This is a genomic window from Oricola nitratireducens, from assembly GCF_014904745.1.
In the GTDB taxonomy this organism is placed as follows: domain Bacteria; phylum Pseudomonadota; class Alphaproteobacteria; order Rhizobiales; family Rhizobiaceae; genus Oricola; species Oricola nitratireducens.
On the sequence record NZ_JACZCS010000032.1, the window covers coordinates 72,317 to 97,995 of the forward strand.

The 25,679-nt window shown below is 64.1% G+C and carries 23 protein-coding genes and 1 tRNA gene; 14 read left to right on the forward strand and 10 right to left on the reverse strand.

Features of this window, described 5'->3' with window-relative positions; genetic code table 11:
• Positions 1 to 25 precede the first annotated feature (25 nt).
• Complete coding sequence (locus tag IG169_RS16330) at positions 26 to 1,381, reverse strand: ATP-binding protein (RefSeq protein ID WP_193177300.1); 1,356 nt, start codon at positions 1,379 to 1,381, stop codon at positions 26 to 28.
• 122 nt (positions 1,382 to 1,503) lie between these two features.
• Here IG169_RS16330 and ppk2 point away from each other — a divergent pair, with 122 nt between their 5' ends.
• The gene (gene ppk2 / locus IG169_RS16335; protein WP_193177301.1) at positions 1,504 to 2,385 is read left to right on the forward strand and encodes a polyphosphate kinase 2; all 882 of its coding nucleotides are present in this window, start codon (positions 1,504 to 1,506) and stop codon (positions 2,383 to 2,385) included.
• A 9-nt stretch (positions 2,386 to 2,394) separates the two neighbouring features.
• Here the strand turns inward: ppk2 and IG169_RS16340 are convergent, their stop codons facing one another.
• Positions 2,395 to 3,501 carry a hypothetical protein gene (locus IG169_RS16340; protein WP_193177302.1) on the reverse strand — a complete coding sequence of 369 codons (1,107 nt, stop codon included), beginning with the start codon at positions 3,499 to 3,501 and terminating at the stop codon, positions 2,395 to 2,397.
• 212 nt (positions 3,502 to 3,713) lie between these two features.
• Between IG169_RS16340 and IG169_RS16345 the strand changes: the two genes are divergently transcribed.
• The gene (locus tag IG169_RS16345; RefSeq protein ID WP_193177303.1) at positions 3,714 to 4,676 is read left to right on the forward strand and encodes an NAD(P)H-dependent flavin oxidoreductase; all 963 of its coding nucleotides are present in this window, start codon (positions 3,714 to 3,716) and stop codon (positions 4,674 to 4,676) included.
• Between the two features lie 55 nt (positions 4,677 to 4,731).
• Here IG169_RS16345 and IG169_RS16350 read toward each other — a convergent pair whose 3' ends face one another.
• From IG169_RS16350 to IG169_RS16375, 6 genes are all read right to left on the reverse strand, one after another.
• Positions 4,732 to 5,400: a L,D-transpeptidase gene (locus IG169_RS16350; protein WP_246717422.1), complete on the reverse strand. Its 669-nt coding sequence runs from the start codon at positions 5,398 to 5,400 to the stop codon at positions 4,732 to 4,734.
• A 138-nt stretch (positions 5,401 to 5,538) separates the two neighbouring features.
• Entirely contained in the window at positions 5,539 to 5,901 is a 363-nt protein-coding gene (locus IG169_RS16355; protein WP_193177305.1) for a hypothetical protein, read from the reverse strand.
• Between the two features lie 298 nt (positions 5,902 to 6,199).
• A complete protein-coding gene (locus tag IG169_RS16360; RefSeq protein ID WP_210326066.1) occupies positions 6,200 to 6,994 on the reverse strand; it encodes a hypothetical protein in 795 nt (264 codons plus the stop codon).
• Positions 6,995 to 7,397: 403 nt separating this feature from the next.
• Positions 7,398 to 8,192 carry an FAD binding domain-containing protein gene (locus tag IG169_RS16365; protein WP_193177306.1) on the reverse strand — a complete coding sequence of 265 codons (795 nt, stop codon included), beginning with the start codon at positions 8,190 to 8,192 and terminating at the stop codon, positions 7,398 to 7,400.
• A gap of 268 nt (positions 8,193 to 8,460) precedes the next feature.
• Entirely contained in the window at positions 8,461 to 10,803 is a 2,343-nt protein-coding gene (locus IG169_RS16370) for a xanthine dehydrogenase family protein molybdopterin-binding subunit (protein ID WP_193177307.1), read from the reverse strand.
• 125 nt (positions 10,804 to 10,928) lie between these two features.
• A complete protein-coding gene (locus IG169_RS16375; RefSeq protein WP_193177308.1) occupies positions 10,929 to 11,420 on the reverse strand; it encodes a (2Fe-2S)-binding protein in 492 nt (163 codons plus the stop codon).
• 198 nt (positions 11,421 to 11,618) lie between these two features.
• On the opposite strand from IG169_RS16375, the gene IG169_RS16380 reads away from it, so the two are divergent.
• From IG169_RS16380 to IG169_RS16420, 9 genes are all read left to right on the forward strand, one after another.
• Positions 11,619 to 11,694, forward strand: a tRNA-Thr gene (locus tag IG169_RS16380).
• Between the two features lie 217 nt (positions 11,695 to 11,911).
• Complete coding sequence (gene dctP, locus IG169_RS16385) at positions 11,912 to 13,033, forward strand: TRAP transporter substrate-binding protein DctP (RefSeq protein WP_193177309.1); 1,122 nt, start codon at positions 11,912 to 11,914, stop codon at positions 13,031 to 13,033.
• Positions 13,034 to 13,127: 94 nt separating this feature from the next.
• Positions 13,128 to 14,354: a TRAP transporter small permease subunit gene (locus IG169_RS16390; protein ID WP_193177310.1), complete on the forward strand. Its 1,227-nt coding sequence runs from the start codon at positions 13,128 to 13,130 to the stop codon at positions 14,352 to 14,354.
• Between the two features lie 3 nt (positions 14,355 to 14,357).
• On the forward strand, positions 14,358 to 15,716 hold the full coding sequence (locus IG169_RS16395) for a TRAP transporter large permease (RefSeq protein WP_193177311.1): 1,359 nt from the start codon (positions 14,358 to 14,360) through the stop codon (positions 15,714 to 15,716).
• A gap of 296 nt (positions 15,717 to 16,012) precedes the next feature.
• The gene (locus tag IG169_RS16400; RefSeq protein WP_193177312.1) at positions 16,013 to 17,374 is read left to right on the forward strand and encodes a substrate-binding protein; all 1,362 of its coding nucleotides are present in this window, start codon (positions 16,013 to 16,015) and stop codon (positions 17,372 to 17,374) included.
• 114 nt (positions 17,375 to 17,488) lie between these two features.
• The gene (locus IG169_RS16405) at positions 17,489 to 18,520 is read left to right on the forward strand and encodes a branched-chain amino acid ABC transporter permease (protein ID WP_193177313.1); all 1,032 of its coding nucleotides are present in this window, start codon (positions 17,489 to 17,491) and stop codon (positions 18,518 to 18,520) included.
• A 3-nt stretch (positions 18,521 to 18,523) separates the two neighbouring features.
• Complete coding sequence (locus IG169_RS16410; protein ID WP_193177314.1) at positions 18,524 to 19,735, forward strand: branched-chain amino acid ABC transporter permease; 1,212 nt, start codon at positions 18,524 to 18,526, stop codon at positions 19,733 to 19,735.
• A gap of 18 nt (positions 19,736 to 19,753) precedes the next feature.
• Positions 19,754 to 20,509 carry an ABC transporter ATP-binding protein gene (locus IG169_RS16415; protein ID WP_193177315.1) on the forward strand — a complete coding sequence of 252 codons (756 nt, stop codon included), beginning with the start codon at positions 19,754 to 19,756 and terminating at the stop codon, positions 20,507 to 20,509.
• Positions 20,506 to 21,294, forward strand: a complete 789-nt coding sequence (locus tag IG169_RS16420; protein ID WP_193177316.1) for an ABC transporter ATP-binding protein — start codon at positions 20,506 to 20,508, stop codon at positions 21,292 to 21,294. The genes IG169_RS16415 and IG169_RS16420 overlap by 4 nt, the downstream gene beginning before the upstream one ends.
• 58 nt (positions 21,295 to 21,352) lie before the next feature.
• On the opposite strand, the gene IG169_RS16425 is transcribed toward IG169_RS16420, so the two are convergent.
• Positions 21,353 to 21,895, reverse strand: coding sequence for a PAS and helix-turn-helix domain-containing protein (locus IG169_RS16425; protein ID WP_193177317.1), 543 nt, complete (start codon positions 21,893 to 21,895; stop codon positions 21,353 to 21,355).
• Positions 21,896 to 22,008: 113 nt separating this feature from the next.
• On the opposite strand from IG169_RS16425, the gene IG169_RS16430 reads away from it, so the two are divergent.
• The 3 genes from IG169_RS16430 to IG169_RS16440 are packed head-to-tail and all read left to right on the forward strand — an operon-like array spanning position 22,009 to position 25,498.
• Positions 22,009 to 23,169 (forward strand): acetyl-CoA acetyltransferase, encoded by a 1,161-nt coding sequence (locus IG169_RS16430; RefSeq protein WP_193177318.1) that lies wholly within the window; start codon positions 22,009 to 22,011, stop codon positions 23,167 to 23,169.
• A gap of 14 nt (positions 23,170 to 23,183) precedes the next feature.
• Positions 23,184 to 24,698 (forward strand): AMP-binding protein, encoded by a 1,515-nt coding sequence (locus tag IG169_RS16435; RefSeq protein WP_193177319.1) that lies wholly within the window; start codon positions 23,184 to 23,186, stop codon positions 24,696 to 24,698.
• Positions 24,695 to 25,498 (forward strand): 3-hydroxybutyrate dehydrogenase, encoded by an 804-nt coding sequence (locus IG169_RS16440; protein WP_193177320.1) that lies wholly within the window; start codon positions 24,695 to 24,697, stop codon positions 25,496 to 25,498. Before IG169_RS16435 ends, IG169_RS16440 begins: the two co-directional genes overlap by 4 nt.
• A gap of 60 nt (positions 25,499 to 25,558) precedes the next feature.
• Here IG169_RS16440 and IG169_RS16445 read toward each other — a convergent pair.
• The coding region (locus IG169_RS16445) for an NAD(P)(+) transhydrogenase (Re/Si-specific) subunit beta (protein ID WP_193177321.1) at positions 25,559 to 25,679 on the reverse strand (121 nt) is incomplete at its 5' end.

Sequence of the window (25,679 nt, forward strand, 5' to 3'; positions counted from 1 at the left end):
GTGTGACAATTCAACTATATGTTTTTTATGTATTTTCTTCGTTTTCCGCAGAAGCCTTCTCAGCCCAGACGGGAATTGTGACAACAAAGGAAGCGCCCTCGCCCACCTGTGAGGTGACCGACAGGCGTCCGGTGTGACGGGTCAGGATGTGCTTGACGATCGCGAGACCGAGGCCGGTGCCCTTCTTGGAGCGACTGGATTCGACATCGACCCGATAGAAGCGTTCCGTCAGGCGGGGGATATGTTCCTCGGCGATTCCCGGCCCGTAGTCGCGTACGGTGACGCGAACGCTGTCGACACCGGAAACCGGCGTCCGCTCGGCAACAATGTCGATCCTGCCGCCAATCGCGCCGTAGCGAATGGCGTTTTCCATCAAGTTGGTGAAAACCTGGATCAATTCGTCGCGGCTACCCCAGACGCGGCAGTCCGGCGTGTCGATCGCCTCCACATCCTCACTGATCGTCACGCTGGCTTCGGCGGCGGTCGGCGCGAGCGCCGTGCTGACGGCGCGCAGCACGTCGGCAACATCGACCGGCTCGAAATCGGTCCGGCCGAACGCCGTCTCCAGCCGGCTGAGGGACAGGAGATCGTCGATCAGCCGCGACATGCGGTCCGCCTGTTCCTTCATGATCGCCAGGAAGCGGTCGCGGGCCGCGGCGTCGTCGCGAGCCGGGCCGCTGAGCGTCTCGATGAAACCGTTGAGCGAGGCCAGCGGCGTGCGCAATTCGTGGCTCGCATTGGCAATGAAGTCCGAGCGCATGCGGTCGATGCGCCGGACTTCGCTCAGATCCCGGAAATGCAGCAGGAACGGCGCGTCGGACGCGTCGGCCGGCAGGCGCACGATCGTCGCCTCGAACCATCGCTCGATCGGATAGCGCTCGAGCACCTCGGCAGGACCGGGCGTGCCGCCGGCCAACGCCTCGTTGACCATGGAGAGAAGTTCCGGGCTGCGAAAGCGCAGGAGTACCGAAGAGCCCGGCTCGATCGAGTCGCCGAAAAAGCGACGGCACGCCTTGTTGACCGTCTGGATGGTCCCGCGCGCATCGAGCAGCATCAGCGGATTGGGCAGATTGTCCATCACGGTTTCGGCGCGCACCACGCCGCGCGGGGTCGATGCGCGCGCCGCCTCGGCGCTTCGGCGTTCCAGCGCGCTTCGCACTGGCGCAAAGGCGCTGATCGCCGCCATCGCGGCCATAGAGGCAACCGCGACAGGACCGGGAAGGTAACCGGCGACGAAAAATACGCCGAAAAGAAGCAGTGCCGCCGCCAACGGAAAACGGTTGGAAAACAGCCTGCGTCTCAGTCCCCGGGCGAAAGTTTCCTCGACCGGCGATGCGGCCGGCCCGGCGGCATCGTCACGACGGGGATGCGTCTCAGTCATGGCACATTCGCCGGCGAGAAAGGGGCGCCGTCATTGCCGCATGCCGCGTCTGGACGGCCATCACGCGAGGCCATACGGTGGCCCGACCGGAAACAGAATGATCATGGGAACGGCGATCGAACATGGCGAAGGAATCACGCGCGCTTGAGCTCAATATCGGCGGGAAGAAAAGGGTTTTCGATATAGACGACCCCAAACTGCCGGACTGGGTGGACGACAATGACATAGCCGCCGGCGGCTATCCCTACAAGAAGCGGATGGACAAGGACGACTACGAAAAGACGCTGGAAGCGCTGCAGATCCAGATCGTCAACATGAACACCCACATGCAGGATACCGGCCGGCGCGTGATCGCGGTCTTCGAGGGACGAGACGCTGCCGGCAAGGGCGGATCGATCAGCGTGCTGCACGAATTCCTCAATCCGCGCACCGCCCGCAACGTCGCGCTGTCCAAGCCATCGGACGTCGAGCGCGGCCAGTGGTATTTCCAGCGCTATATCGAGCACTTCCCGACAACCGGCGAACTCGTGAGTTTCGACCGGTCCTGGTACAACCGCGGCGGCGTGGAGCCGGTGATGGGCTTCTGTACGCCGGAACAGCACCGCGCCTTCCTGCACGACGTGCCGGAATTCGAGAAGATGATCGTCGAGGAAGGCATCATCTTCTTCAAGTTCTGGCTCAACATCGCCCGCGAGACGCAGTTGAAACGGTTTCACGACCGCCGCCACAGCCCGGTGAAATACTGGAAACTGTCGGATATCGACATTATCGGCATGCAGAAGTGGGACGACTACACCGCGGCGCGCGACACGATGATCTCCACGACGCATTCAGCGCATGCGCCGTGGACCGTCATCCGCATGAACGACAAGCGGCGCGGACGGCTGGAAGTGTTGCGTCACATCCTGCTCAACGTCGACTACAAGGGCAAGGACCGCGACGTCATCGGCAGTCCGGATCCGCTTATCATCGGCACCGGACCCGACGCCCTCGACCGCGACTGACCGGACGCCTTACGACCCCAATTCGCGCAGGCGCACGCCGATAAGCTTGACCGCGCGGCCGCCATTGTCGATGTCGGTGACGATCGCGAGGCTGCCGGGGCCGCCGGCGCTGGCGCCGGCCGGGAAGTCGACACGGAACAGGAATTCGTTGTCGTTCTGCGTCACGTTGAAACGCAATCTGCCGCAGTCACCGAAGCCGGCGAGATTGCAGGTCACCGACATCTGGGTCGGCGCATTGTCGTCGGACCGCGCGACGATGGAGAATTGAGCGGTCTTGCCGGCCAGCGAATTCAGCGTGCCCAGCGGGATATCGATGGTGACCGCGCTCTGGGCGTCCGGCGAAACGATGCGGGCGAACTGGCCGATGGCATCGCTCTCGACAGTCGCCGTCGCAGTGCCGTTCAGGGATATCGTCGTCGGATCCGCCGGCTGGAACAGCGTGACCCAGCTGTCGTCGTGGCTCATGCCGGACGGCAGGCGGGCCGGCGCCGTCGCCGTTCCCGGATCGCGGGAGCTCTGGAAACTCTCGTCTTGAAGTTCGAGCGGCGGATTGGGGACGGAGGTGTCGCGCTGTTCCGCCGTCTGCAGCGCGCCGGTCGTGACGATCCACCAGATGCCGGTACCGATCAATCCCACCGCAACGGCGGACGAAAGGAGCCAGGCGAAGGGCGCCCGGCGCCGCGGACGTTGCCGCTGTTCGCCGACCGGGCCCACCGCGCCGTCATCCGTGACGGCGGGCGGCGCGGCATTCTCTTCGCCCGTGTCGAAGCGCGGCTCGGCGCGAAGACCGGTGATGGCCGCTTCAGGCGCGGGCCTTTCCGCTTTCGGCTGCGGTTCCGGTTGTTCGAAACGTGGCTCGGCGCGCACATCCGGCGATACGGCGGGCGCCGGCTCCGGAGCGGGGGGCGTATAGACCGCCTCGGCGGCGCGGATCGCGTCGGCGAGCCGCTGCTTCTGGTTGGCGGCGCGGTCGGGATCGATATCGGGCTGAGCCTTGAGCGTGCGCTGGAGCGCGTCGGCGGCGGCGCGGTAGACGCGCTGGCGGAACGCCGGATTCGACGCGTCGCCCTTCGCCAGCGCATTCCTCAAGGCGGTTTCCAGCTCGCTTACTGCCATCTTTTCCGGTCCGCGCGGTGAAAAACCGCCGATCTCTCAAGTTGTTGTCCTGTCCGGATTTCGCACAATTGCCCGGACATGGAAAGCGCACGATCCGCTCTCCCCCGAAAGATGGGCGGGAATGGGACCATGCGGGCCTTTCCATGCTTGCCTCACCGGCCTGTTCTGATAGGTCTTACGTTTACGAAAAGGTCAAAACCGGGGAGAAAACGATGGCGCTGCCGCCCATCCTGAAAGACAATCTTCAACTGCCGGTCGTCGCAGCGCCGCTGTTCATCATCTCGCATCCGCCGCTGGTGCTGGAACAATGCAAGGCGGGCGTCGTCGGCTCGTTTCCAGCGCTGAACGCGCGTCCGGAAAGCCAGCTCGACGAGTGGCTGGCCGAGATCACCGAGGATCTCGCCGCCTACAACGCGAAGAACCCCGACAAGCCGGCCGCCCCCTTTGCCGTCAACCAGATCGTGCACATGTCGAACACGCGCCTCGAGCACGACCTGACGATGTGCGTGAAATACAAGGTGCCGATCGTCATCTCCTCGCTCGGCGCAGTGCCGGAGGTCAATGACGCGATCCACTCCTATGGCGGCATCGTGCTGCACGACGTCATCAACAACCGCCACGCCAATTCCGCCATCCGTAAGGGCGCGGACGGGCTGATCGCGGTCGCCGCCGGCGCCGGCGGCCATGCCGGCCCGCTGTCGCCCTTCGCGCTGGTACAGGAAATCCGCGAATGGTTCGACGGCCCGCTTCTGCTGTCCGGCGCGATCGCCAATGGCGGCGCGATCCTCGCCGCGCAGGCGATGGGCGCCGATATGGCCTATATCGGCTCCCCCTTCATCGCGACGCCGGAAGCGCGCGCCGTGGACGAGTACAAGCAGATGATCGCCGACTCGACGGCGAAAGACATCGTCTATTCCAACTATTTCACCGGCATTCACGGCAACTACCTGAAACCGTCGATCGCCAAGGCGGGGATGGACCCGGACCATCTGCCCGAAGCGGACCCGTCCAAGATGGATTTTTCCAAGGCGGCGCAGCCCGGCGCCAAGGCCTGGAAGGACATCTGGGGTTCCGGCCAGGGCATCGGCGCGGTCAAGGAGATCGCGCCCGTCGCCGATCTCGTCGGACGCCTGAAGCGCGAATATGCCGAGGCGAAGACCGCGCTGTGCGGCTGAAGCCAGTCACCGAAACACCCGGCCATGAGGCTGGCCGGGCGCGGTTTTCATGCCGTCAGACGACGAGGATCGGAGCGCCCGTCGTGACGCGGCCATAGAGATCGATCACGTCCTGCTGGATAAGCCGGACGCAGCCGCTGGAGACGGCCTTGCCGATCGACCAGTATTCCGGCGATCCGTGGATGCGGTAGAGCGTGTCCCTGCCGCCCTGGAAGATATAAAGGGCGCGCGCGCCGAGCGGGTTCATCAGCCCCGGCGGCATGCCGCCATTTAGGGCGCTGTATTGTTCGAGTTCCGGCTGGCGCGCGATCATCTCGTCGGGCGGAGTCCATTTCGGCCATTCCTGCTTCCAGCCGACATGCGCCCTGCCCGACCATTCGAAACCGGCCCGGCCAAGACCGACACCGTAGCGCATCGCCATCCCGTTCTCCTGGACCAGGTGCAGGAAGAAGGTGTTGGTGTTGACGATGATCGTGCCGACATTCTCGCTCGTCGGGTACGACACGAGCTGGCGGCGGAACTGCTCTGGCACCTTGGACGGATCGACGGCGGGTATCGGAAAGCGCTCACCGGGCATGGCACGGTAGGCCGTCAGGTCGGACGGCGAGACGGAAGGCTGCAATTGCTCGACGGGAGCCGCGACCTGCGGCCGGGCCGTCTGGCAGCCGGCGAGTGCCAGACTGGACAGTCCCGCTGCGCCCGCGAGGAAAGTCCGCTTGGACATGGTGGGGGAATCGGCGCTCATGTCACATGAACGCGCGAACGGTCCGCCGGTTTCATTCGACGTATTTTTATTACTCACTTCAAATCTCCTGATTGTCTTGCGATCGGCCGGCGGGAAGCCCGCGCGGCGGCTGGACGTTCAGGCGATCGGTGGCCTCAACAGGTCGGTTCCGTCATTGCCGGACAAGCGCGAGACCCGCGCCGCCTCGTATAGCTGGCCATTGCCGGGCGTTGCAGGAACAAAGATCGCGCGATGCAGCTTGTGATCGGTTCCGCAGGAGGAAATCACGGCAGGACGGGAATATTTGCCCGAGGCCGCAAGGACCAGCTTGCGCCAGCACAGGCGCTTTCCGGCGGATTGCGCCACCACCGTGCCGGGCCTGACCGACAGCATGGCGGCTATATCACCGGACGCGGCCGTCGGCACAACCACGCCGGCCTGCGCCGCAACCTGGCTCACCGTGAGCGCCAACATCATGAAGGCAATGAACAATTTCCTCATGCCGCTTTCATACGTCTGCAAATCCGGGCATTCTATGGACAACCGATCAAACAATCGTGAGCACGGCCCGAACCAGACCACCGGGCGGTGCGGCCGAGTTGCTATTCGGTTTCCCGTTCGCAATCGGCAAGCCGCTATCGGTTTCCTGTTCGCAAGCGGCGAGACGCTATCGGTTGCCCGTTCGCAAGCGGCAAGCCGCTGTCGGTTTCCTGTTCGTAAGCGGCAAGCCGCTATCCGTTGCCCGTTCGTAAGCGGCGAGCCGCTATCCGTTGCCCGTCGCTGCCGGGTCCCCGGCGGCTCACGACGTATCCAGTCGCTCCGCGTCAAACGCCAGCGCATGGCACTCGCGGAGAATCTCGTCGACCTCATGAAACACCCGCTTGCGGTAGCCCGGCGGGCGGCCGGGGCGCATGGGATTGAAGCGGGGCGAGCGGTTTGGTCCTCGGGTCAGGCCCGAGGATGACGGGAGATCGCGCTTCGCTTTCCAGCGCGCAAGCCGTTTCGCCTGGCCGTCGAGATCGTCCAGCGCGCGCTTCAGCGATATCAGGCGGCGGCAGAGGCGCGTGGCGTCGATCTCGTCGTCGGGCGTCGGCACGGGCTTCGCCGACGGTTCGGGCCGCCGCATATAGACCGGCACCGACCAGTCGTCGCAGAGCGAGCGCACGCGCGGGATCGTCGTAGCGTAGCGCCTGCGGGTGACGTCGAAGCGCTTGCGGGGATCGAGGAGCGGAAAGGCCGGGATCGCGGCTGTCGTTTTCGCGGAAGGGGGTCCGGGGTTTTCCACGGGATCGCCCGGCGGGCCGATGATGACCCAGCCGGTGGCGCAGCGCTTGCTGTCCGCCCAGGCGAATTTCCTGCCGGCCCGCGATGCCGATCGGGGGATTTCAACGGCCAGACCGCGCGAGGCGATGACGATCAGACGGCGGGTGGCGGATTCGGCGGGGCGCAGGATGCGGATCAGACGGGAGCGCAGGCGGCGCGGCAGGGTCGCTGTAGCGGCGTTCTCGTCCAGCCCGGCAAGCGCGAACAGCATCGCGACGACGCGCAGGAGCGCGTCGCGGTTGCGTTCGATTGCCCTGTCCCAGTTCATCATGCCCTTTGCTCGCGCGTTGATGGCGGGAGAAGAATAAGGGAAGCCGGAGAATGGTGGATAAACCGGTGCGGGAGGATCCGGCGTCGAAGGCTAGAACATAAGGATTTTCGAAGAGTTGCTTTCTGGTCGCTTCGCGACGACCCCCACCCTTCATCCTCCCCTCAAGGGGGAGGGAGGCCACCGGCATCGCACCTGAGCCTGGCCCGGTGGTGCGGGGGGGGGGAACCGTGGTGCGGATATCTTCCCTCCCCTTGCGGGGAGGGATGAAGGGTGGGGGTAACGCAGTGCTTCCGGGACCCGCCCTTCGGACCCCCCACGGGGAAAAGAAAGGGCGGAGTCAGGGGCGCTGGCAAAAAAAGGGCGGCCCGGAGGCCGCCCTGTCGAAACGGATTGCCGCGTGGCGTCAGGCTGCGGCGACCGCGCGCTTGGCCATCACCTTGACGAGGTTGGCGCGGTATTCGGCCGTGCCGTGGATATCCGACAGCATGTCGCCGGCATCGACGGAGAGACCGTCGAGTGCGCCGGCGGAGAAGTTCGAGCCGAGCGCCTGTTCGGCTGCCTCCCAGCGGAAGACGCCGTCCATGCCCGCGCCGGTGACGGCGACGCGCACGCCGTCGCCGCCCTTGGCCACGAAGACGCCCGCCATCGCATAACGCGAGGCCGGGTTGGGGAACTTGGAATAGGCGCAGGCGTCAGGCGCGGTGAAGGAGACCGCGGTGACGATCTCGTCGTCCTCGAGCGCCGTCTCGAACATGCCGGTGAAGAAGTCGGCCGCCGCGATGTCGCGCTTGCTGGTGTGGATCGTCGCGCCGAGCGCCAGCATCGCCGACGGATAGTCCGCCGCCGGATCGTTGTTGGCGATGGAGCCGCCGATGGTGCCCATGTGACGGACATGGGGATCGCCGATATGGCCGGCAAGCGACGTGATGCCCGGGCACACGGCCGCAAGATCGGCCGAGCTGGCGACTTCGTAGTGGGTCGTCCCGGCGCCGATGCGTACATCCTTGCCGTTGACCGAAATCCCCTTCAGATCGGCGATATGGCGCAGATCGATCAGCGAATCGGGCGCGGCGAGGCGCTGCTTCATGGTCGGGATCAGGGTCTGGCCGCCGGCGACGAATTTGCCGCTTTCGGCCGAGTCCATCAGCTTTGCCGCCTCGTCGACGGAGCCCGCGCGATGATAGTTGGTCTCATACATGGTTATTTCCTTTCGCTCACGGGCCGTATCGCGCCCCTGGCGCTGGCCCTGCGCGGGCGCGCCGCGAAGGCGGCGACGGCCGGTTGGCCTTGCCTCGCTTCACTCGGATGACGCAACCCGCTCATGGTTTCATTTTCGATCACGGGCCGTGTCGCGCCCCTGGCGCTGGCCCTGCGCGGGCCCGCCGCGAAGGCGGCGACGGCCGGTCGGCCTTGCCTCGCTTCGCTCGGATGACGCAACCCGCTCATGGTTTCTTCCTGTCCTTCAATCAACCGTGCATCGCCTTCCACACCTTCTGCGGCGTGGCGGGCATGGTCAGGTTGTTGTTTCCGATCGCGTCGGTGATGGCGTTGATCACCGCCGGCGGCGACCCGATGGCGCCGGCCTCGCCGCAGCCCTTGATGCCGAGCGGATTGGACGGGCACGGCGTCACCGTGTGCGACACCTTGTAGGACGGCACATCGTCGGCGCGCGGCATGGTGTAGTCCATGTAGCTCGCCGTCAGCAGCTGCCCGGTCTCGGGGTCGTAGCTGGTGCCTTCCAGAAGCGCCTGACCGATACCCTGGCCGATACCGCCATGGACTTGGCCCTCGACGATCATCGGGTTGATGATGTTGCCGAAGTCGTCGGCGGCGACGAACTGGACGATCTCGGTCTTGCCGGTATCCGGATCGACCTCGACCTCGCAGATGTAGCAGCCGGCCGGGAAGGTGAAGTTCGACGGGTCGTAGAACGCGCCTTCCTTCAGGCCCGGCTCCATGCCCGCGGGCAGGTTGTGGGCCGTGTAGGCGTTGAGCGCGACCTCGTGCCAGCCGAGCGCCTTGTCGGTGCCGGCGACCTTCACCTGGCCGTTCTCGATGACGATGTCGGTCTCGTCGGCCTCGAGCAGATGGGCCGCGATCATCTTCGCCTTCTTCTCGACCTTGTCGAGCGCCTTGACGATGGCGCTCATGCCGACCGCGCCGGAGCGCGAGCCATAGGTGCCCATGCCCATCTGCACCTTGTCGGTGTCGCCATGGACGATGGAGACCGAATCGAGCGGCACGCCGAAGCGGTCGGCAACCAGCTGCGCGAAGGTCGTCTCATGGCCCTGGCCGTGGCTGTGCGAGCCGGTCAGCACTTCCACCGTTCCGACCGCGTTGACGCGCACTTCCGCCGATTCCCACAGGCCGACGCCGGCGCCGAGCGAGCCGACAGCCTGGGACGGCGCGATGCCGCAGGCCTCGATGTAGCAGCTCATGCCGATGCCGCGTTTCTTGCCGCGCTTTTCGGCTTCCGCCTTGCGCGCCGGGAAGCCGGCATAGTCGGCCGTCTTCATCGCGGCGTTGAGCGAGGCCTCGTAGTCGCCGGCGTCGTAATTCATGATGACCGGCGTCTGGTAGGGGAACTCGCGGATGAAGTTCTTGCGGCGCAGTTCGGCCGGCGAAACGCCCAATTCGCGCGCCGCCGTCTCGACGGTGCGCTCCAGCAGGTAGGTCGCTTCGGGGCGGCCCGCCCCGCGATAGGCGTCGACCGGCGCGGTGTTGGTGTAGACGGTGCGCACATTGCAGTGGATCGCCGGGATGGTGTACTGGCCGGAAAGCAGCGTGGCATAGAGATAGGTCGGCACCGCAGACGAGAACAGCGACATGTAGGCGCCCAGATTGGCGATGGTGTCGACCTTCAGCCCGGTCATCCTGTTATCGGCGTCGAAGGCCATCTCGACCGTCGTGACATGGTCGCGGCCATGCGCGTCGGTCAGGAAGGACTCGGTGCGGTCGGCAACCCACTTGACCGGCACGCCGGTCTTCTTCGACGCCCACAGGCAGACGATTTCCTCAGGATAGATGTAGATCTTCGATCCAAAGCCGCCGCCGACATCCGGCGCGATGACGCGCAGCTTGTTTTCCGGAGCGACGCTGTAGAAGGCGCTCATCACAAGGCGCGCGACATGCGGGTTCTGCGACGTCGTCCAGCAGGTGTAGTGATCCTCGGCTTCGTCATACTGACCGAGCGTGGCGCGCGGTTCCATCGCGTTGGGCACGAGACGGTTGTTGAGGATTTCCACCCTGGTGACGTGAGCGGCGTTGCTGATCGCCTCGTCGGCCGCCGCACCGTCACCGATCTCCCAGTCATAGATCAGGTTGCCCGGCGCGTTGTCGTGGATCTGCGGCGCGCCGTCCTTCAGCGCAGCAACCGCCTCGGTGACCGCCGGCAGCTGTTCGTAATCGACCTCGACGGCCTCGGCGGCGTCGCGGGCCTGGTTCTTCGTCTCGGCAACCACGATCGCGACCGCATCGCCGACGTAACGCACCTTGGTCTGGGCCAGCGGACGCCAGTCGCCCATGTTCATCGGCGAGCCGTCCTTGGAATGGATCATCCAGCCGCAGATGAGGCTGCCGATACCGTCGGCGGCAAGCTCGTCGCCGGTCAGAACCGCGATCACGCCCGGCATCTTGGCCGCGGCGTCGGTGTTGATGCCCTTGATGGCGGCGTGGGCGTGCGGCGAGCGCACGAATGCCGCATGCTTCATGCCGGCGACGACCATGTCGTCGGTATAGCGGCCCTTGCCGGTGATGAACCGCTTGTCTTCCTTGCGCGCCACGCGGGCGCCGATGCCTTCGATTCCCATGAATATTCCTCCCAATTTCCATTGCGCTCACGGCCGTGCCGTGTTTCGCACTGGCCTCCGCGGGGGCGCATCATCAGATGCGACGGCCGGTCGGCCTTGCCTCACTCCGTTCGGTTGCCCGAGCCCTATTCCGCCGCCACCTTCGCCGAACCGCTCATCTCGGCTGCGGCGGCGAGGATCGCCTTGACGATGTTGTGGTAGCCGGTGCAGCGGCAGATATTGCCGTCGAGCTCGGCGCGCACGGTCGCTTCGTCCAGCTTGCCGCCATAGCGGTTGATCATGTCGGTCGCCGCCATGATCATGCCCGGCGTGCAGAAGCCGCATTGCAGGCCATGGTGCTCCTTGAACGCGGCCTGGACAGGGTGCAGTTCGCCACCGGCGGAAAGCCCCTCGATGGTCATCACGGTGGAGCCGGATGCCTGCGCCGCGAGCATGGTGCAGGATTTCACGGCCTTGCCGTCGACATGCACGACGCAGGCGCCGCATTGCGACGTGTCGCAGCCGACATGCGTTCCGGTCAAATTCAGGTTTTCGCGCAGAAAATGAACCAGCAGCGTCCGGTCCTCGACATCTCCCGATACCGAGCGTCCGTTCACAGTCATTTCGATCTTGGCCATTTATCTCCTCCCGGTTGTAATCGATGCTCGCGGCAGCCAACCGCGGATAGATTTGAAATCTGGAACTCTGGCCGCAGTTTGTCCATATGCCAGTTCTCGAAAATTTCGCATGTGGTAGAATTTCTTTGGTCTTGAATTCACGCGCCGATCCCGATAAAGCGCGCGTTAGCGTTTTTCCGCCAAGGTCGAACGCCACCCGCCGCTTTAGCTCAGTTGGTAGAGCACATCATTCGTAATGATGGGGTCGCGTGTTCGAGTCACGCAAGCGGCACCACTTCTTCTCCGGCCAGACCCAAAATCCGTATCTCCGCGCCCTGACGGCGCCGGTTCCGCGCGGCCGTTGAGCCTGCCGGCGCCGGATCCTGTGAATTCAATCGGATGAAATTCCCTCTTGGTGAGATTCTTGGCGGGTAAACTTGCCAGTTTCCGTGGCGTAGCTATACTCGGCCGTTCCCGCGGTGGAGGCCGACGGGACAATTGGGAGGAAATCGATGACAAACGAATCCAAGCGCGACGTTTCGCGCCGTTCATTCCTGAAAACGAGCGCCATCGCGGGCGGCGCCGCCGCGGGCAGCGTTCTCGCCGCGCCGCATATCGCGAGCGCACAGGCGGCAGGAACCACCTGGAAGATCCAGACATCGTGGCCGGGCGGCATCGGCCTGCAGATCTTCAAGGACTGGTGCGCCACGATCGTCGAGAAAACCGGCGGCGAACTCGCCTTCCAGCCGTTCGGCGCCAATGACGTCGTCGGCGACTTCCAGCTTTACGACGCGGTGAAGAACGGCGTGCTACAGGCGGTCAACCCGTTCACCATCTACGTGCAGGGCATCATCCCGGCGGGCGTGTTCCTGTCGTCCTATCCGCTGGGCCTGCGGCATCCGAGCGAGTACGACACGTTCTACTACGGCCTCGGCGGCCTGGAGATGACGCGCGAGCTCTACGCCGCACAGGGCATGCACTGGGTCGGTCCGGTGCACCACGACGCCAACATCATCCACTCCAAGGTGCCGATCCGCTCGGTGGAGGATTTCCGCGGCCGCAAGATGCGCCTTCCCGGCGGCATGGTCGCCGAAGTGTTCCAGGGCCTCGGCGCCAAAACCACCGTGCTTCCGGGGTCGGAAATCTTCCCGGCGCTGGAAAAGGGCACGATCGACGTGGCCGACTATACGGGTCCGGCGGTCAACTACGCACTCGGCTTCAGCCAGGTGACCAAGTACATCTCCATGGGACCGCCCGGCTTCATGTCGCTGTACCAGCCGGTCGACATCATGGACATCACGGTCGGCATGGACGCCTGGAACGCCTTGTCCGACGGGATGAAGCAGTTCGTCGAGATGGAGACCAAGTCCTATTCGATCGAGCACCACGCCAAGATCCAGGAAGCGAACCAGGAAGCCTGGAAGAAGTTCGAGGCCGACGGCACAGAGGTCACGCGCCTGAGCCAGGACGACGTGGACATCATGACCGAAGTCGCGGTGCCGATCTGGTTCAAATACGCCAACAAGGACAAGAACGCCGCGCGCGTCTTCAAGGTCCAGCTCGACTACATGATGTCGGGCTCGCTCGGCTACGTCACGCCGGACATGATCGAAGGCCTGACACTGGACCTCTGAGCGTGCCGCTCCGCCTTGACAATGCCCGCGCCGGTTTCGCCGGCGCGGGCGCTTTGCCGTCGTATCCGTCTCTCTCGCTACAGGGATTCTCATCATGCCGAGCTTGACGTTCGTCTTGCCGCACTGGCTCTACTGGTCCGGACTCATCGTGTTCCCGCTGCTCGCCATGTACATGGCCCGGCGGCCAGCCGCAGCGGAGGCACGGCGGGGCTATTCCCTGCCGCTCGGCTACATGATCCTCGTGACCGGCGGCATCATCGGCCTGCACAGGTTCTACCTGAAAAGCCTGCTCGGGCTGGTCTATCTGCCGATCTTCCTGGCCATCCTGTTCGCCAACGCCCAGCAGCGCGACGCGCGGGCTGACTATTCGGACGCCGCCAACCTGGTGAAAGTCGCCGAAGACACGCTGGCGCGCGAAAAACCGCGGCTGGAACAGGCCGAAAGCGGCCTCGCCGAATTACGCGCCAATGTCGATGCCACGGAGGAAGGCTCGCTTTCGCGCCGCTCGGCGGAGCGCAAGCTGGAGCGCGCCGAAAAAGGCATAGCCACGTCGCGCGACCGCATCGCGCGCTCGGAAGAGGACCTAGCCAAGGCCGCCCCGGTCGCCCAATCGGCGAGCGACCGCCGAACGCTGTGGAACAGCACCGCCTTCTACGCCTTCATGCTCATCCTGGCGCTGTTGCTGTTCGATGCGATCCGCCTGCCGGCGCTGAAGCGAAAGGCGGAAGAAAAGGTGGCGCGCGAGGCGGAGTCGGAGGTCGAAATGGCCATCGAGCTGTTCGAGGAAGAGGAGGTCAAGGACGATATCCGGCATGTCTCGACGGGCTGGACCGGCGCCATCGACCGGCTTTCCCTCTATACCGGCGAGTTCGTGTCCTACTGGGCCGTCATCGCGGTGTTCGTCTACTATTACGAAGTCATCGCCCGCTACGTCTTCAACTCGCCCACCAACTGGGCGCATGAGGGCATGTTCCTGATGTTCGGCATGCAGTACCTGATCTCGGGCGCCTATGCGATGCTGTGCGAAAGCCATGTGCGCGTCGATGTCCTGTACGCGCCGATGTCGCGGCGGCGGAAGGCGCTTGTCGATATCCTGACGTCGGTCTTCTTCTTCATTTTCGCAGGCGTGCTGCTGGCCACCGGCTGGATCTTCGCCTTCCAGGCGACCGCGGTGCACGAGATCTCGTTCACCGAATGGGCGATCGCCTACTGGCCGTTCAAATGGGCCATCGTGATCGGCGGCGTGCTGCTGATCCTGCAGGGCATTTCCAAACTGACGCAGGATTTCCGCGTCCTGTTCTCGAACGCGCAGGAGGCCTGATCCATGGGGCTCGAAATTTCCATCGAGTGGCTGACGCTCATCATGTTCGGCAGCCTGATCGTGCTGCTGATGGCCGGCCTGCCGCTCGCCTTCGTCACCGGCGGGCTGGCCTGCGTGTTCCTCTTCATCCTCGGCGACAGCTGGCAGGTGCTCAACATCGTGCCAAGCCGCATATTCCCGCTGATGACCAACTACCAGCTGTCGGCGATCCCGCTGTTCATCTTCATGGCGGCGATGCTGGAGCGAGCGGGCATCATCAACGACATGTTCGACGTCATCTACAAGGTGCTCGGCGGCGTGCGCGGCGGCCTCGCGGCGGCGACCATCATCGCCTCGACGATCCTCGCCGCAATGGTCGGCGTTATCGGCGCGGCCGTGGTGACGATGGGCATCATCGCGCTGCCGGCGATGCTGAAGAAGAAATACAATCCCGAAATCGCCATGGGATCGATCATGGCCGGCGGCACGCTCGGCATCCTGATTCCGCCATCGATCCTGGCGATCATCTATGCGGTGGTCGCCGAACAATCCGTCGGCGAACTGTTCATCGGCGCGGTCTTTCCCGGCCTGCTGCTCTCCGGTCTTTACGTGCTCTACGTCACGGTGCGCTGCTACATCAATCCGGAGCTCGGGCCGGCAGCCCCCATCGAGGAGCGCATCAGCTTCGGCGAGAAGATCCGCATCCTGTCGAAGATGTCGGCTCCGATCGCACTGATCGTGGTCGTTCTCGGCGTCATCTTTTCCGGCGTCGCGACGCCGGTCGAGGCCGCCGGCATCGGCACGTTCGGCGCCTTCATCGTCGCCGCCATCCACCGCAAGCTGGACTGGCCCACGGTTCGCGGCGCCTGCGTCACGACACTAAAAGCCTCGGCGATGGTGATCTGGATCATGTTCGGCGCGACGATCTTCGTCGGCCTTTACGTGCTCGAAGGCGGCCAGCAATTCGTCGCCGACGCGATGACCGGGCTCGGCCTCGGCCCCTGGGGCATCCTGATCTTCATGCAGATCATCCTGATCTTCCTCGGGATGTTCCTCGACTGGGTCGGCATCCTGCTGCTCTGCGTGCCGATCTTCGTGCCGATCATCAAGGGGCTCGGCGCGGCTTCGTTCGGCCTCGACACCCCGGACGACCTCGTCTTGTGGTTCGGCGTGCTCTATCTCGTCAATATGCAGATGAGCTTCCTGTCGCCGCCCTTCGGCTATGCGCTGTTCTACCTGCGCGGAGTCGCACCGCCGGAAATCCCGATGGGACGGATTTTCCTTGCCGCGATTCCCTTCCTGATGATCCAGCTGATCGGCCTGGTCCTGTGCATGGTCTTCCCGGAGATCATCACCTGGCTGCCCGGACTGGTCTACGGATAGACGCCACCAGGCGCGGGGCGGCCGGCCGCTCCGCGCCGGCCCCCATCCCGGCCGGGCCGGATTCCCGGACCTCGCGTAACCTTGCAAAATGCCACAATATCCAGAGTCCAACGCCCGGCGATGAAGTGTATGAAATGCCTCAATAATGGGCAAAACACGGATATGTGGCAGTTTTTTCCGGTTCCTTTTAGCACAATGGATAATTGAGGGAGCCGTCCCGATCCGTTACCACGCAAGTTCCGGCCGGGGAAACCCGTGTCATTCCGGAAATCTGTTTACTCTTTGGGAGGAGCCCTATGAGCAAGAAATTCATTTTGAACCGTCGTTCCGTATTGAAATACGGCAGCGCGGGAGCGGTGACGGCACTTGCCACACCTTATTTCTTCACCCGCGGCGCATTGGCCGAAGGCGAGAACTATCTCAACGCACCGAAGGGCGACACCGTCACCTTCGGCTTCAACGTACCGCAGACCGGTCCGTATGCCGACGAAGGCGCTGACGAACTCGATGCCTACAAGCTGGCCGTCGACCATCTCAACGGCGAAGGCGACGGCGGCTGCCTGAGCACCTTCTCCTCGAAGGTTCTCAAGGGCAACGGCGTCCTCGGCAAGAAGGTCGCATACGTCACCGGCGACACGCAGACCAAGTCCGACGCCGCTCGCGCATCGGCCAAGTCGATGATCGAAAAGGACGGCGCCGTCATGATCACCGGCGGTTCGTCGTCCGGCGTGGCTGTTGCCGTGCAGGGTCTCTGCCAGGAAGCCGGCGTCATCTTCATGGCCGCTCTGACCCACTCCAACGACACCACCGGCAAAGACAAGAAGGCCAACGGTTTCCGTCACTTCTTCAACGCCTACATGTCCGGCGCCGCGCTGGCACCGGTGCTCGAGAAGGCTTATGGCAAGGACCGCCGCGCCTACCACCTGACCGCAGACTACACCTGGGGCTGGACGCAGCAGGCTTCGATCCAGAAGTTCACCGAGGAAATCGGCTGGGAAACGGTCAACAACGTCCTGACGCCGCTCGCCGCGACGGACTTCTCGTCCTACATCGCACCGGTTCTGAACTCCGGCGCCGACGTGCTGGTGCTGAACCACTACGGCGGCAACATGGTGAACTCGCTGACCCAGGCCGTGCAGTTCGGACTGCGCGACAAGATGGTCAACGGCAAGCAGTTCGAGATCATCGTTCCGCTCTACTCGGAACTGATGGCCAAGGGCGCCGGCGACAACATCAAGGGCGTTTACGGTTCGATGAACTGGAACTGGACGCTGCCGGACGAAGGCACCAAGGTCTTCGTCAAGTCCTTCGGTGAAAAATACGGCCGTCCGCCGTCCAACGCGGCACAGACCGCCTACGCCCAGACGCTTCTCTATGCAGATGCGGCCGAACGCGCAGGCACCTTCAATCCGTGCGGCATCGTAGGCGCTCTCGAGGGCTTCGATTTCGACGGCCTGGGCAATGGACCGACGCATTACCGCGCCGCCGACCACCAGTGCTTCAAGGACGTTCTGGTCGTGAAGGGCAAGGAAGAGCCGTCCAGCCAGTACGACACCCTGGAAGTCGTGGAAGTCACCCCGCGCGCCCAGGTCGAATATGCACCGGACAACGAAATGTTCGCCGGTGGCGACCTCGGCAAGTGCAATCCGGGCGCATAATCCCGTCTGCCAAAAAGTCCGCGCCGCCTGTTGGCGGCGCGGCAATCGACCAGAGTTGAGGGATAGAACGAACCGCCCCTGTCGTGCGCGGTTTTCGTTCATGCGGGATTCGAGATGGACGCCTTAATACTCCAAATTCTGAACGGTCTGGACAAGGGCAGCGCCTATGCGCTTATCGCCCTGGGTCTGACACTGATTTTCGGCACGCTCGGCGTCGTGAACTTCGCGCATGGGGCGCTGTTCATGATCGGCGCCTTCTGCGCGGTGACCTTGCAGCGCATCCTGACGCTGTCGTACACCGTCGAGGACCCGACGCGGACAGACTTTCTCGGCAATCCCCTGAAGGTGGACACGCCATATGTGGTCCACTGGTTCGGCGATTCGATCGGCCATGGCATCATCGAGTGGGCCGTGCCGCTCGCGATCCTGTTCGCGATCCCGGTCATGCTGCTTCTCGGCTATGCGATGGAACGCGGCCTTATCAAGCATTTCTACAAGCGCCCGCATGCAGACCAGATCCTCGTCACGTTCGGCCTTGCGATCGTGCTTCAGGAAATCATCAAGCTGTTCTACGGCGCCAACCCCATTCCGACGCCCGCCCCCGATGCCTTCAAGGGTTCCATCGATTTCGGCGTGATGATCGGTTTCGCGGCGAACGCCATCATCTATCCCGCCTGGCGGCTGGTGTATTTCCTGTTCGCCACGGTCATCATCGGCGCGGTCTTCGCCTTTCTTCAGTTCACCACATTCGGGATGGTCGTGCGGGCCGGCATGGCCGACCGCGAGACCGTCGGGCTGCTCGGCATCAATATCGACAAGCGCTTCACCATCATGTTCGGCATCGCGGCGGCCGTCGCCGGCCTTGCCGGCGTCATGTATGCGCCGATCAACTCGCCCAATTATCACATGGGCATGGACTTCCTCGTCTTGTCCTTCGTCGTGGTCGTCGTCGGCGGCATGGGTTCGCTGCCGGGCGCCGTTCTGGCGGGTTTCCTGCTCGGCGTTCTGGAGAGCTTCGCATCGATGAACGAAGTCAAATCGCTGCTCCCCGGCATCGACCAGATCATCATCTATCTCGTTGCAATCATCATCCTTCTGACCCGCCCGCGCGGGCTCATGGGTCGCAAAGGCGTGATGGAGGAATAATCAATGCTTGGTCTGAGCAAGAAAGACACATTCTTTTTTCTCTTCGTCGTTTTCCTGACAATGGCAACGCCGATCATATTGCAGCCCTTCCCCGAGGGGTCCGCGCTGGCGCAGTTCAATGCGGGCTATCCCGACCTGATGCAGCGTTTCGCGATCTACGGCATCTTCGCGATCGGCTTCAACATCCTGTTCGGCCTGACCGGCTACCTCTCCTTCGGCCATGCGGCCTTTCTGGGGGTCGGTTCGTACTCGGTCGTGTGGATGTACAAGCTGCTGAACTACAATGTCGTGCCCGGGCTTGTCCTCGCGATCATCACGTCGGGGTTGTTCGCCCTGCTCATCGGCTACATCTCGCTGCGCCGGTCGGGCATCTATTTCTCGATCCTGACGCTGGCATTCGCACAGATGTCGTTCAACCTCGCCTATTCCGTGCTGACGCCGCTGACCAACGGCGAAACCGGCCTGCAGGTCTATAATGACGATCCGCAAATCCTCCTGGGCGCCAATCACCCGCTTGGTCCGCATTTCTTCGGCATCGTCATGCAGGACAGCGCGAAAATCAACGTTGGCGGATGGCAGTGGACATTCAACAACGGCTATTATTTCTGCGCCATTATCGCGGTCATCGCGTTCTACCTGTCGCTCAGGATCTTCCGCTCGCCCTTCGGCACCATGTTGCGGGCGATCAAGACCAACCAGACGCGCATGAACTACACCGGCCTCAATCCGAGGCCCTACACGCTGGCGGCCTTCGTCATCTCCGGCATGTATGCCGGCCTCGCGGGCGGCCTGCTGGCCGCCATGGACCCGCTCGCCGGCGCCGAGCGCATGCAGTGGACCGCATCGGGCGAGGTCGTCCTGATGACCATTCTCGGCGGCGCCGGAACGCTGATGGGACCGGTTCTGGGCGCAGGGTTCATCAAATATTTCGAGAACATCTTCTCGAAGATCAACGACGGCATCCTGCACCACTGGTTCTCCGCGCTTCCGGACGGGGTGGAAGAGTTCCTGGTGTTCATTTTCCATCCGTTCATCGGCAAGGGCTGGTCGCTGACGCTCGGCCTGTTGTTCATGCTGGTGGTCATCTTCCTGCCGGGCGGGCTGATCGAAGGCGGACGCCGGCTCGGAAACCTGTTCACGGGCAAGAGCCGGAAGCCGACGACGCCGGCCAAGGATCCGGAACATCATCCGAAACCGGCACCACACGTGGCCTGACTTCCGGAGAAACAGATTATGGGCATTCTAGAAGTCACAAACGTCAACAAGCGGTTCGGGGGCCTTCAGGCACTCGGCGACGTCAATCTCGATATCCCCGCCGGTACGGTTCACGCGATCATCGGACCGAACGGAGCCGGCAAGTCGACGCTTCTCAACGTCCTGGTCGGAAAGCTGATCCCGGACACCGGCACGGTCATGTTCGACGGTAAGCCGGTGCTTGGGCGCAAGCCGTACGAGATCAACCAGATGGGGATATCGCGGGTCTTCCAGACCCCGGAAATCTTCAGCGACCTGACCGTGTTCGAAAACATGCTGATCCCCTGCTTTGCGAAACGCGACGGCTCGTTCCGCATGCATGCACTCGAATCCATGGCGCGCGAAAAGGACATCATCGGGAAGGCGGAGCACATGCTTTCCGATGTGAACATGATCGACAAACGTAACATGGTGGCCAGTTCCCTGTCGCGCGGCGACAAGCGCCGGCTGGAAATGGCGATGTGCCTCGTCCAGGAACCGAAACTTCTCCTGCTCGACGAGCCGACCGCAGGCATGGCGCGCGCGGACACCAACAACACGATCGAACTGCTGAAGGAAATCCACGCCAGCCGCGAGATCACGATGGTCATCATCGAGCACGACATGCATGTGGTGTTCTCGCTGGCAAAGCGGATTACCGTGCTTGCGCAGGGCACGCCGCTCGTCGAGGACACGCCCGAAAACATCAAGGGCCATCCGAAAGTGAAAGAAGCCTATCTGGGAGAGGCCGCATGAGCCACCTCGACATCGACAAGAGCGGCGGCCGGTACGAACGTCCGGATTTTTCGAAAAACGCCAACCAGGCGGAGACGGCCCCGGCTTTCCTCGCGGTGCATGACATCCATGCCTATTATGGCGAGAGCTACATCGTCCAGGGCGTGAGCTTCAATGTCCACGAGGCCGAGATCCTCGCCCTGCTCGGCCGCAACGGCGCGGGCAAGACCTCGACGCTGCGCGCGATCGCGCAGATCGGCTCGCCGCAGATGACGCATGGCGAAGTGTGGCTCGATCACCAGCCGCTGCATCGCATGAGCTCCTACGAAGCATCGCGCGCCGGGCTCGCCCTCGTTCCCGAGGATCGCCGGATCATTCCGGGCCTGACGGTCGAGGAAAACATCTTCCTGGCCCAGATCGCGCCGCCGATCGGCTGGTCCGCGGAACGGATCTACGAACTTTTCCCGCGTCTGGGCGAGCGGCGCAAACAGGAAGGCGTGACGCTTTCGGGCGGCGAACAGCAGATGCTGGCCATCGGCCGCGCGCTGGCGCGGGACATCAAGGTGCTTCTTCTCGACGAGCCTTACGAAGGCCTTGCGCCGGTTATCGTCGACGAGATCGAGAAGACCCTGAACATCATCAAGGAGCAGGGCATCACGACGATCCTGGTCGAGCAGAACGCGGTTCGCGCGCTGAAGCTCGCCGACCGGGCCGTGATCCTCGACACCGGCGAGGTCGTCTATGACGGCACGGCCAAGGAAGTGCTGGAAAACGAACAGTTGCGCCACGACTACCTGGCGATCTGACCGCCAACAGGACGCAAGATTTGAAGGCCCGCCGCCGCGCGGGCCTTTTTCGTTCGGCTCAGACCGGGATGCCGGAAAACTTCACGACCAGCTCGGCGATGTTGCGGGCGGCGAATTTCTCCAGCAGCCGCGCCCGGTAGAGTTCGACCGTGCGATAGGAGAGAGCGAGTTCCCTGCCGATCTCCTTGGAGGTCAGGCCCTGGCAGGTCAGCATCGCGACTTCGCGCTCGCGCGGCGTCAGCGCGACCACCGGGCGCGCCTCGGACAAATCGGAAAAGGACCACACGGCGCGGCGGAAGGGATCGTCGGGCGTCAGCGATTGCCCGCGCACGCGGCACCAGAACAATTCACCCGTCAGGCGGCGCATGATGCGCTCGTCATCGTAACGGCCGGACGCGCGCATGACGGCCAGCCCGCGCTCGCCGATGCGCTCGAAGTCCTCTTCACTGGGATACAGGCGCGACAGCGAAGTATCGTCGAAAGCGCCCTCGCCGCCGGCGAATATCTCGCAAAAGCGCAGATTGCAGCGGCGGACCACCCTGTCCTCGGTCAGGGCGAGCCCGACGGGCGCGTTGCGGAAAGCGATATCGTCTGTCGACATTGTTCCTGTGTGCCGCATTCGCCGCGGCAGGCCAAGCCATTCGTATTTCTACCGAGTTGATCGTTGCGAAGCGCGATGCATACTCGAACCACAAAACATGGAGGAGAAACGCCTTGGTCCATATCGCAGGCTGGGGTCACACCCCGTTCGGAAAGCTGTCCGGCCAGTCACTGGAAGATCTCATTCGCGAAGCAGGTTCGGAAGCGCTGGCGCATGCCGGCGTCGCCGCCGAGGACATCGACGGCATCTGGGTCGGCCATTTCAACGGCGGCATGGTGCCGGACGGCTTTCCGGCGTCGCTGGCGCTTTCCATCGATCCGGCGCTGCGGTTCTGCCCGGCGACGCGTCTGGAGAACGCCTGCGCCTCGGGCTCGGCGGCGGTTTTCGCGGCGCGCAACGCGATTCTTGCCGGCGAGGCGCGGATCGCGCTGGTGATCGGCGTCGAGAAGATGACACATCTGCCGACGGCCGACGTCGCCGCCGCGCTCGGCCACGCCTCCTACCAGAAGGAAGAGGCCGGCCTTTCGTTTCCGCAGGTGTTCGCGGAATTCGCCAAGGCCTATTTCGAGCGTTACGGCGACGCGACAGAGGCGCTGGCGATGATCGCCTCGAAGAACCACACCAACGGCGCAAAAAACCCGCTGGCGCAATTGCGCAAGCCGCTCGATGTCGAATTCTGCGCTACGGAAAGCGAGCGCAATCCGATGATCGCGCCGCCCCTGAAAAAGACCGACTGTTCGCTGGTCTCCGACGGCGCCGCCGCGATCGTGCTGGTCGCCGACGATCTCGTCGCGTCGATGCAGCGTGCCGTAAACATGCGCGCCGCCGAGCAGGTCAACGACTTCCTGCCGATGTCGGCGCGCGACCCGATCGCCTTCGAGGGACCGCGCGAAGCGATCCGGCGGGCGATGCGGGCGGCCGGCGTCGAACTCGCGGACCTCGATCTCGCCGAGGTGCATGACTGCTTCACCATCGCCGAACTGCTGATCTACGAGGCGATGGGCCTCGCCGCGCCCGGAGAGGGCATCAAGGCGCTGAAGGACGGCACGGTCTATCCCGGCGGCGCGCTGCCGGTGAACCTGTCGGGCGGGCTGAAGGCCAAGGGCCATCCCGTCGGCGCGACCGGCGTCTCGATGCATGTGATGGTATCGCGCCAGGTGACCGGCGATGCCGGCGAGATGCAGGCGCCGGGCGCCGAAACCGGCCTTGTCTTCAACATGGGCGGCTCGGGCGTCGCCAATTACTGCTCCATCCTGGAAGCGGTAAAGGCCTGACGGGGTATATCGCGATGAATCTGGCGCTCTGGCTGGAGCGGACGGCGGCTGTTTCAGGCGACCGTCCCGCCCTGATGCATGGCGAGACGGTCGTCGCCGACTACTCGACATTCCATGCCCGCGCGGCCGCGCTGGCGAAGGCGCTGGGCGCGCGGGACATCGCCTCCGGCGACCGCGTGGCGCTCTTCATGAAGAACTGCCCGGACTATCTCGTCGTCCTGTACGGGATCTGGATCGCCGGCGCCGTGGCGGTGCCGATCAACGCCAAGCTGCATGCCAAGGAAGCCGCCTTCATCATCGGCAATGCCGGCGCGGCCGTCGCCTTCGTGACGCCCGATCTCGGCCCGGCGCTGGCCGAGGCCACGGACGTGCTGCTGATCGACGTCACATCGGACCGATTTGCCGGGATGACATCGGGCGAAGGCCGCGCGGCCGCGCCGAAGGACAAGGACGACCTCGCCTGGCTATTCTACACCTCGGGCACGACGGGGCGGCCGAAGGGCGTGCGGATCACGCACGGCATGCTGATGGCGACGTCGCTCGCCTATCCGGTCGATGTCGATGCCGTCTCGCGCGAAGACGCGGCGCTCTACGCGGCGCCGATGAGCCATGGCGCGGGTATCTACGCGCCGATCCACGTGCTGAAGGGCGCGCGGCATATCTGCCCGGCATCCGGCGGCTTCGACGCCGACGAGGTGCTCGACCTTTCGCAACAATACGGGCCGATCTCGATGTTCATGGCGCCGACCATGGTGCGCCGCCTGACCGACCGGGCGAAGGCGGCAGGCCGGCACGGCGACGGCATCAAGACGATCGTCTATGGCGGCGGACCGATGTACCGCGCCGACATCGAGGAAGCAGTCGACTGGTTCGGACCGAAATTCGTGCAGATCTACGGCCAGGGCGAATGCCCGATGGCGATCTCGGCGCTGTCGCGTGACGACGTCGCCGACCGCACGCATCCGCGTTGGCGCGAACGCCTTGTCTCGGTCGGCCGGGCGCAATCGGTTGTCGAAGTCCGGATCGGCGACGCCGACGGGCAGCCGCTCGGTCCCGGAGAGATCGGCGAGATCATGGTCCGGGGCCTGCCGGTCATGCCGGGATATTGGGAGAACCCGGAGGCGTCGGCGAAGGCGTTGCGCGACGGCTGGCTGATGACCGGCGATGTCGGCGTGCTGGATGATGACGGTTATCTCACATTGCAGGACCGCTCCAAGGACGTCATCATCTCGGGCGGCACCAATATCTATCCGCGCGAAGTCGAGGAAGCGCTGCTGACGCATGCCAGCGTGCACGAGGTCTCGGTCGTCGGACGGCCGTCGGCGGAGTGGGGCGAGGACGTCGTCGCCTTTGTCGTTGCCGCGCCGGGCAAATCATTCGATCCGGTGGCGCTCGACGCGCACTGCCTCTCGGAGATCGCCCGGTTCAAGCGGCCGAAGGCCTATTTCGAGATCGCCGAACTGCCGAAGAACAATTACGGCAAGGTTCTCAAGACCGAGCTGCGCAAGAGACTGGAGGAAACGACATGAGCGACCTGAGCGGAAAGACCGCGCTTGTTACCGGTTCGGTGCAGGGCATCGGGCTCTCGATCGCGGAGGCGCTGGCAGGCGCCGGCGCGCGCATCGCGGTGCACGGGCTGGCGGGGGACGCGCAAATCCACGAGGTCTGCACCCGGCTGAAGGATCTCGGCGCGCCGGAGGCGGAGTTCTTCGACGGCGACCTGCGCGGTGCGGACCAGATCGACCGGATGATGGATGCGGTCGCCGCCTGGGGCGGGGCCGACATCCTCGTCAACAATGCCGGCATTCAGCACACCTCGCCGCTGAAGGACATGCCGCGCGAAAAGTGGGACGCGATCCTGGCGGTGAACCTGTCGGCCGCCTTTCACACGATGCAGGCGGCGATGCCGGTGATGGCGGAACGCGGCTACGGCCGCGTCGTCAATATTGCATCCGTGCACGGCCTCGTCGCCTCGAAGGACAAGGCGCCCTATGTCGCCGCCAAGCACGGCCTGGTTGGCCTGTCGAAAGTCGCGGCGCTGGAATATGCGGCGTCCGGCGACAAGGCGAAGGGCGGCGTGACGGTCAATTGCATCTGCCCGGGCTGGACCGAGACCGCGATCATCGAGCCGCAGATCCGCGCGCGCGCCGCCGAACATGGCGGCGACAGGGATGCCGGCATCGCGGACCTGCTTGCGGAAAAGCAGCCATCACGGCGCACCTCCGATCCGTCGGAAATCGGTGCGCTGGCACTGTGGCTGTGTTCCCCGGTCGCGCACAACATCACCGGCACCTCGATCCCGATCGACGGCGGCTGGACGGCGCAGTAGCACAAACGAAAACCGGGGGCGCGAAGCCCCCGGTCCGTTCAAATACAGCGCGGCACCGCGTCAGTTGACCATCGGCAACAAGGTGTTGACCGAGTTCTTGGCGTCGCCGAAGAACATGCGGGTGTTCTCCTTGTAGAAGAGCGGGTTCTCGATGCCGGAATAGCCGGTGCCCTGGCCGCGC

Excerpts from the sequence above, each read along its gene's own strand:
- IG169_RS16400 (WP_193177312.1), top strand. The coding sequence starts at position 16,013 with ATGAGCAAGAAATTCATTTTGAACCGTCGTTCCGTATTGAAATACGGC.
- IG169_RS16435 (WP_193177319.1), top strand. The coding sequence starts at position 23,184 with ATGAATCTGGCGCTCTGGCTGGAGCGGACGGCGGCTGTTTCAGGCGAC.
- IG169_RS16345 (WP_193177303.1), top strand. The coding sequence starts at position 3,714 with ATGGCGCTGCCGCCCATCCTGAAAGACAATCTTCAACTGCCGGTCGTC.
- IG169_RS16375 (WP_193177308.1), bottom strand. The coding sequence starts at position 11,420 with ATGGCCAAGATCGAAATGACTGTGAACGGACGCTCGGTATCGGGAGAT.
- IG169_RS16440 (WP_193177320.1), top strand. The coding sequence starts at position 24,695 with ATGAGCGACCTGAGCGGAAAGACCGCGCTTGTTACCGGTTCGGTGCAG.
- IG169_RS16410 (WP_193177314.1), top strand. The coding sequence starts at position 18,524 with ATGCTTGGTCTGAGCAAGAAAGACACATTCTTTTTTCTCTTCGTCGTT.
- IG169_RS16365 (WP_193177306.1), bottom strand. The coding sequence starts at position 8,192 with ATGTATGAGACCAACTATCATCGCGCGGGCTCCGTCGACGAGGCGGCA.
- IG169_RS16355 (WP_193177305.1), bottom strand. The coding sequence starts at position 5,901 with ATGAGGAAATTGTTCATTGCCTTCATGATGTTGGCGCTCACGGTGAGC.
- IG169_RS16330 (WP_193177300.1), bottom strand. The coding sequence starts at position 1,381 with ATGACTGAGACGCATCCCCGTCGTGACGATGCCGCCGGGCCGGCCGCA.
- dctP (WP_193177309.1), top strand. The coding sequence starts at position 11,912 with ATGACAAACGAATCCAAGCGCGACGTTTCGCGCCGTTCATTCCTGAAA.
- IG169_RS16340 (WP_193177302.1), bottom strand. The coding sequence starts at position 3,501 with ATGGCAGTAAGCGAGCTGGAAACCGCCTTGAGGAATGCGCTGGCGAAG.
- IG169_RS16370 (WP_193177307.1), bottom strand. The coding sequence starts at position 10,803 with ATGGGAATCGAAGGCATCGGCGCCCGCGTGGCGCGCAAGGAAGACAAG.
- IG169_RS16360 (WP_210326066.1), bottom strand. The coding sequence starts at position 6,994 with ATGATGAACTGGGACAGGGCAATCGAACGCAACCGCGACGCGCTCCTG.
- IG169_RS16425 (WP_193177317.1), bottom strand. The coding sequence starts at position 21,895 with ATGTCGACAGACGATATCGCTTTCCGCAACGCGCCCGTCGGGCTCGCC.
- IG169_RS16405 (WP_193177313.1), top strand. The coding sequence starts at position 17,489 with ATGGACGCCTTAATACTCCAAATTCTGAACGGTCTGGACAAGGGCAGC.
- ppk2 (WP_193177301.1), top strand. The coding sequence starts at position 1,504 with ATGGCGAAGGAATCACGCGCGCTTGAGCTCAATATCGGCGGGAAGAAA.
- IG169_RS16350 (WP_246717422.1), bottom strand. The coding sequence starts at position 5,400 with ATGTCCAAGCGGACTTTCCTCGCGGGCGCAGCGGGACTGTCCAGTCTG.
- IG169_RS16390 (WP_193177310.1), top strand. The coding sequence starts at position 13,128 with ATGCCGAGCTTGACGTTCGTCTTGCCGCACTGGCTCTACTGGTCCGGA.
- IG169_RS16420 (WP_193177316.1), top strand. The coding sequence starts at position 20,506 with ATGAGCCACCTCGACATCGACAAGAGCGGCGGCCGGTACGAACGTCCG.
- IG169_RS16415 (WP_193177315.1), top strand. The coding sequence starts at position 19,754 with ATGGGCATTCTAGAAGTCACAAACGTCAACAAGCGGTTCGGGGGCCTT.
- IG169_RS16395 (WP_193177311.1), top strand. The coding sequence starts at position 14,358 with ATGGGGCTCGAAATTTCCATCGAGTGGCTGACGCTCATCATGTTCGGC.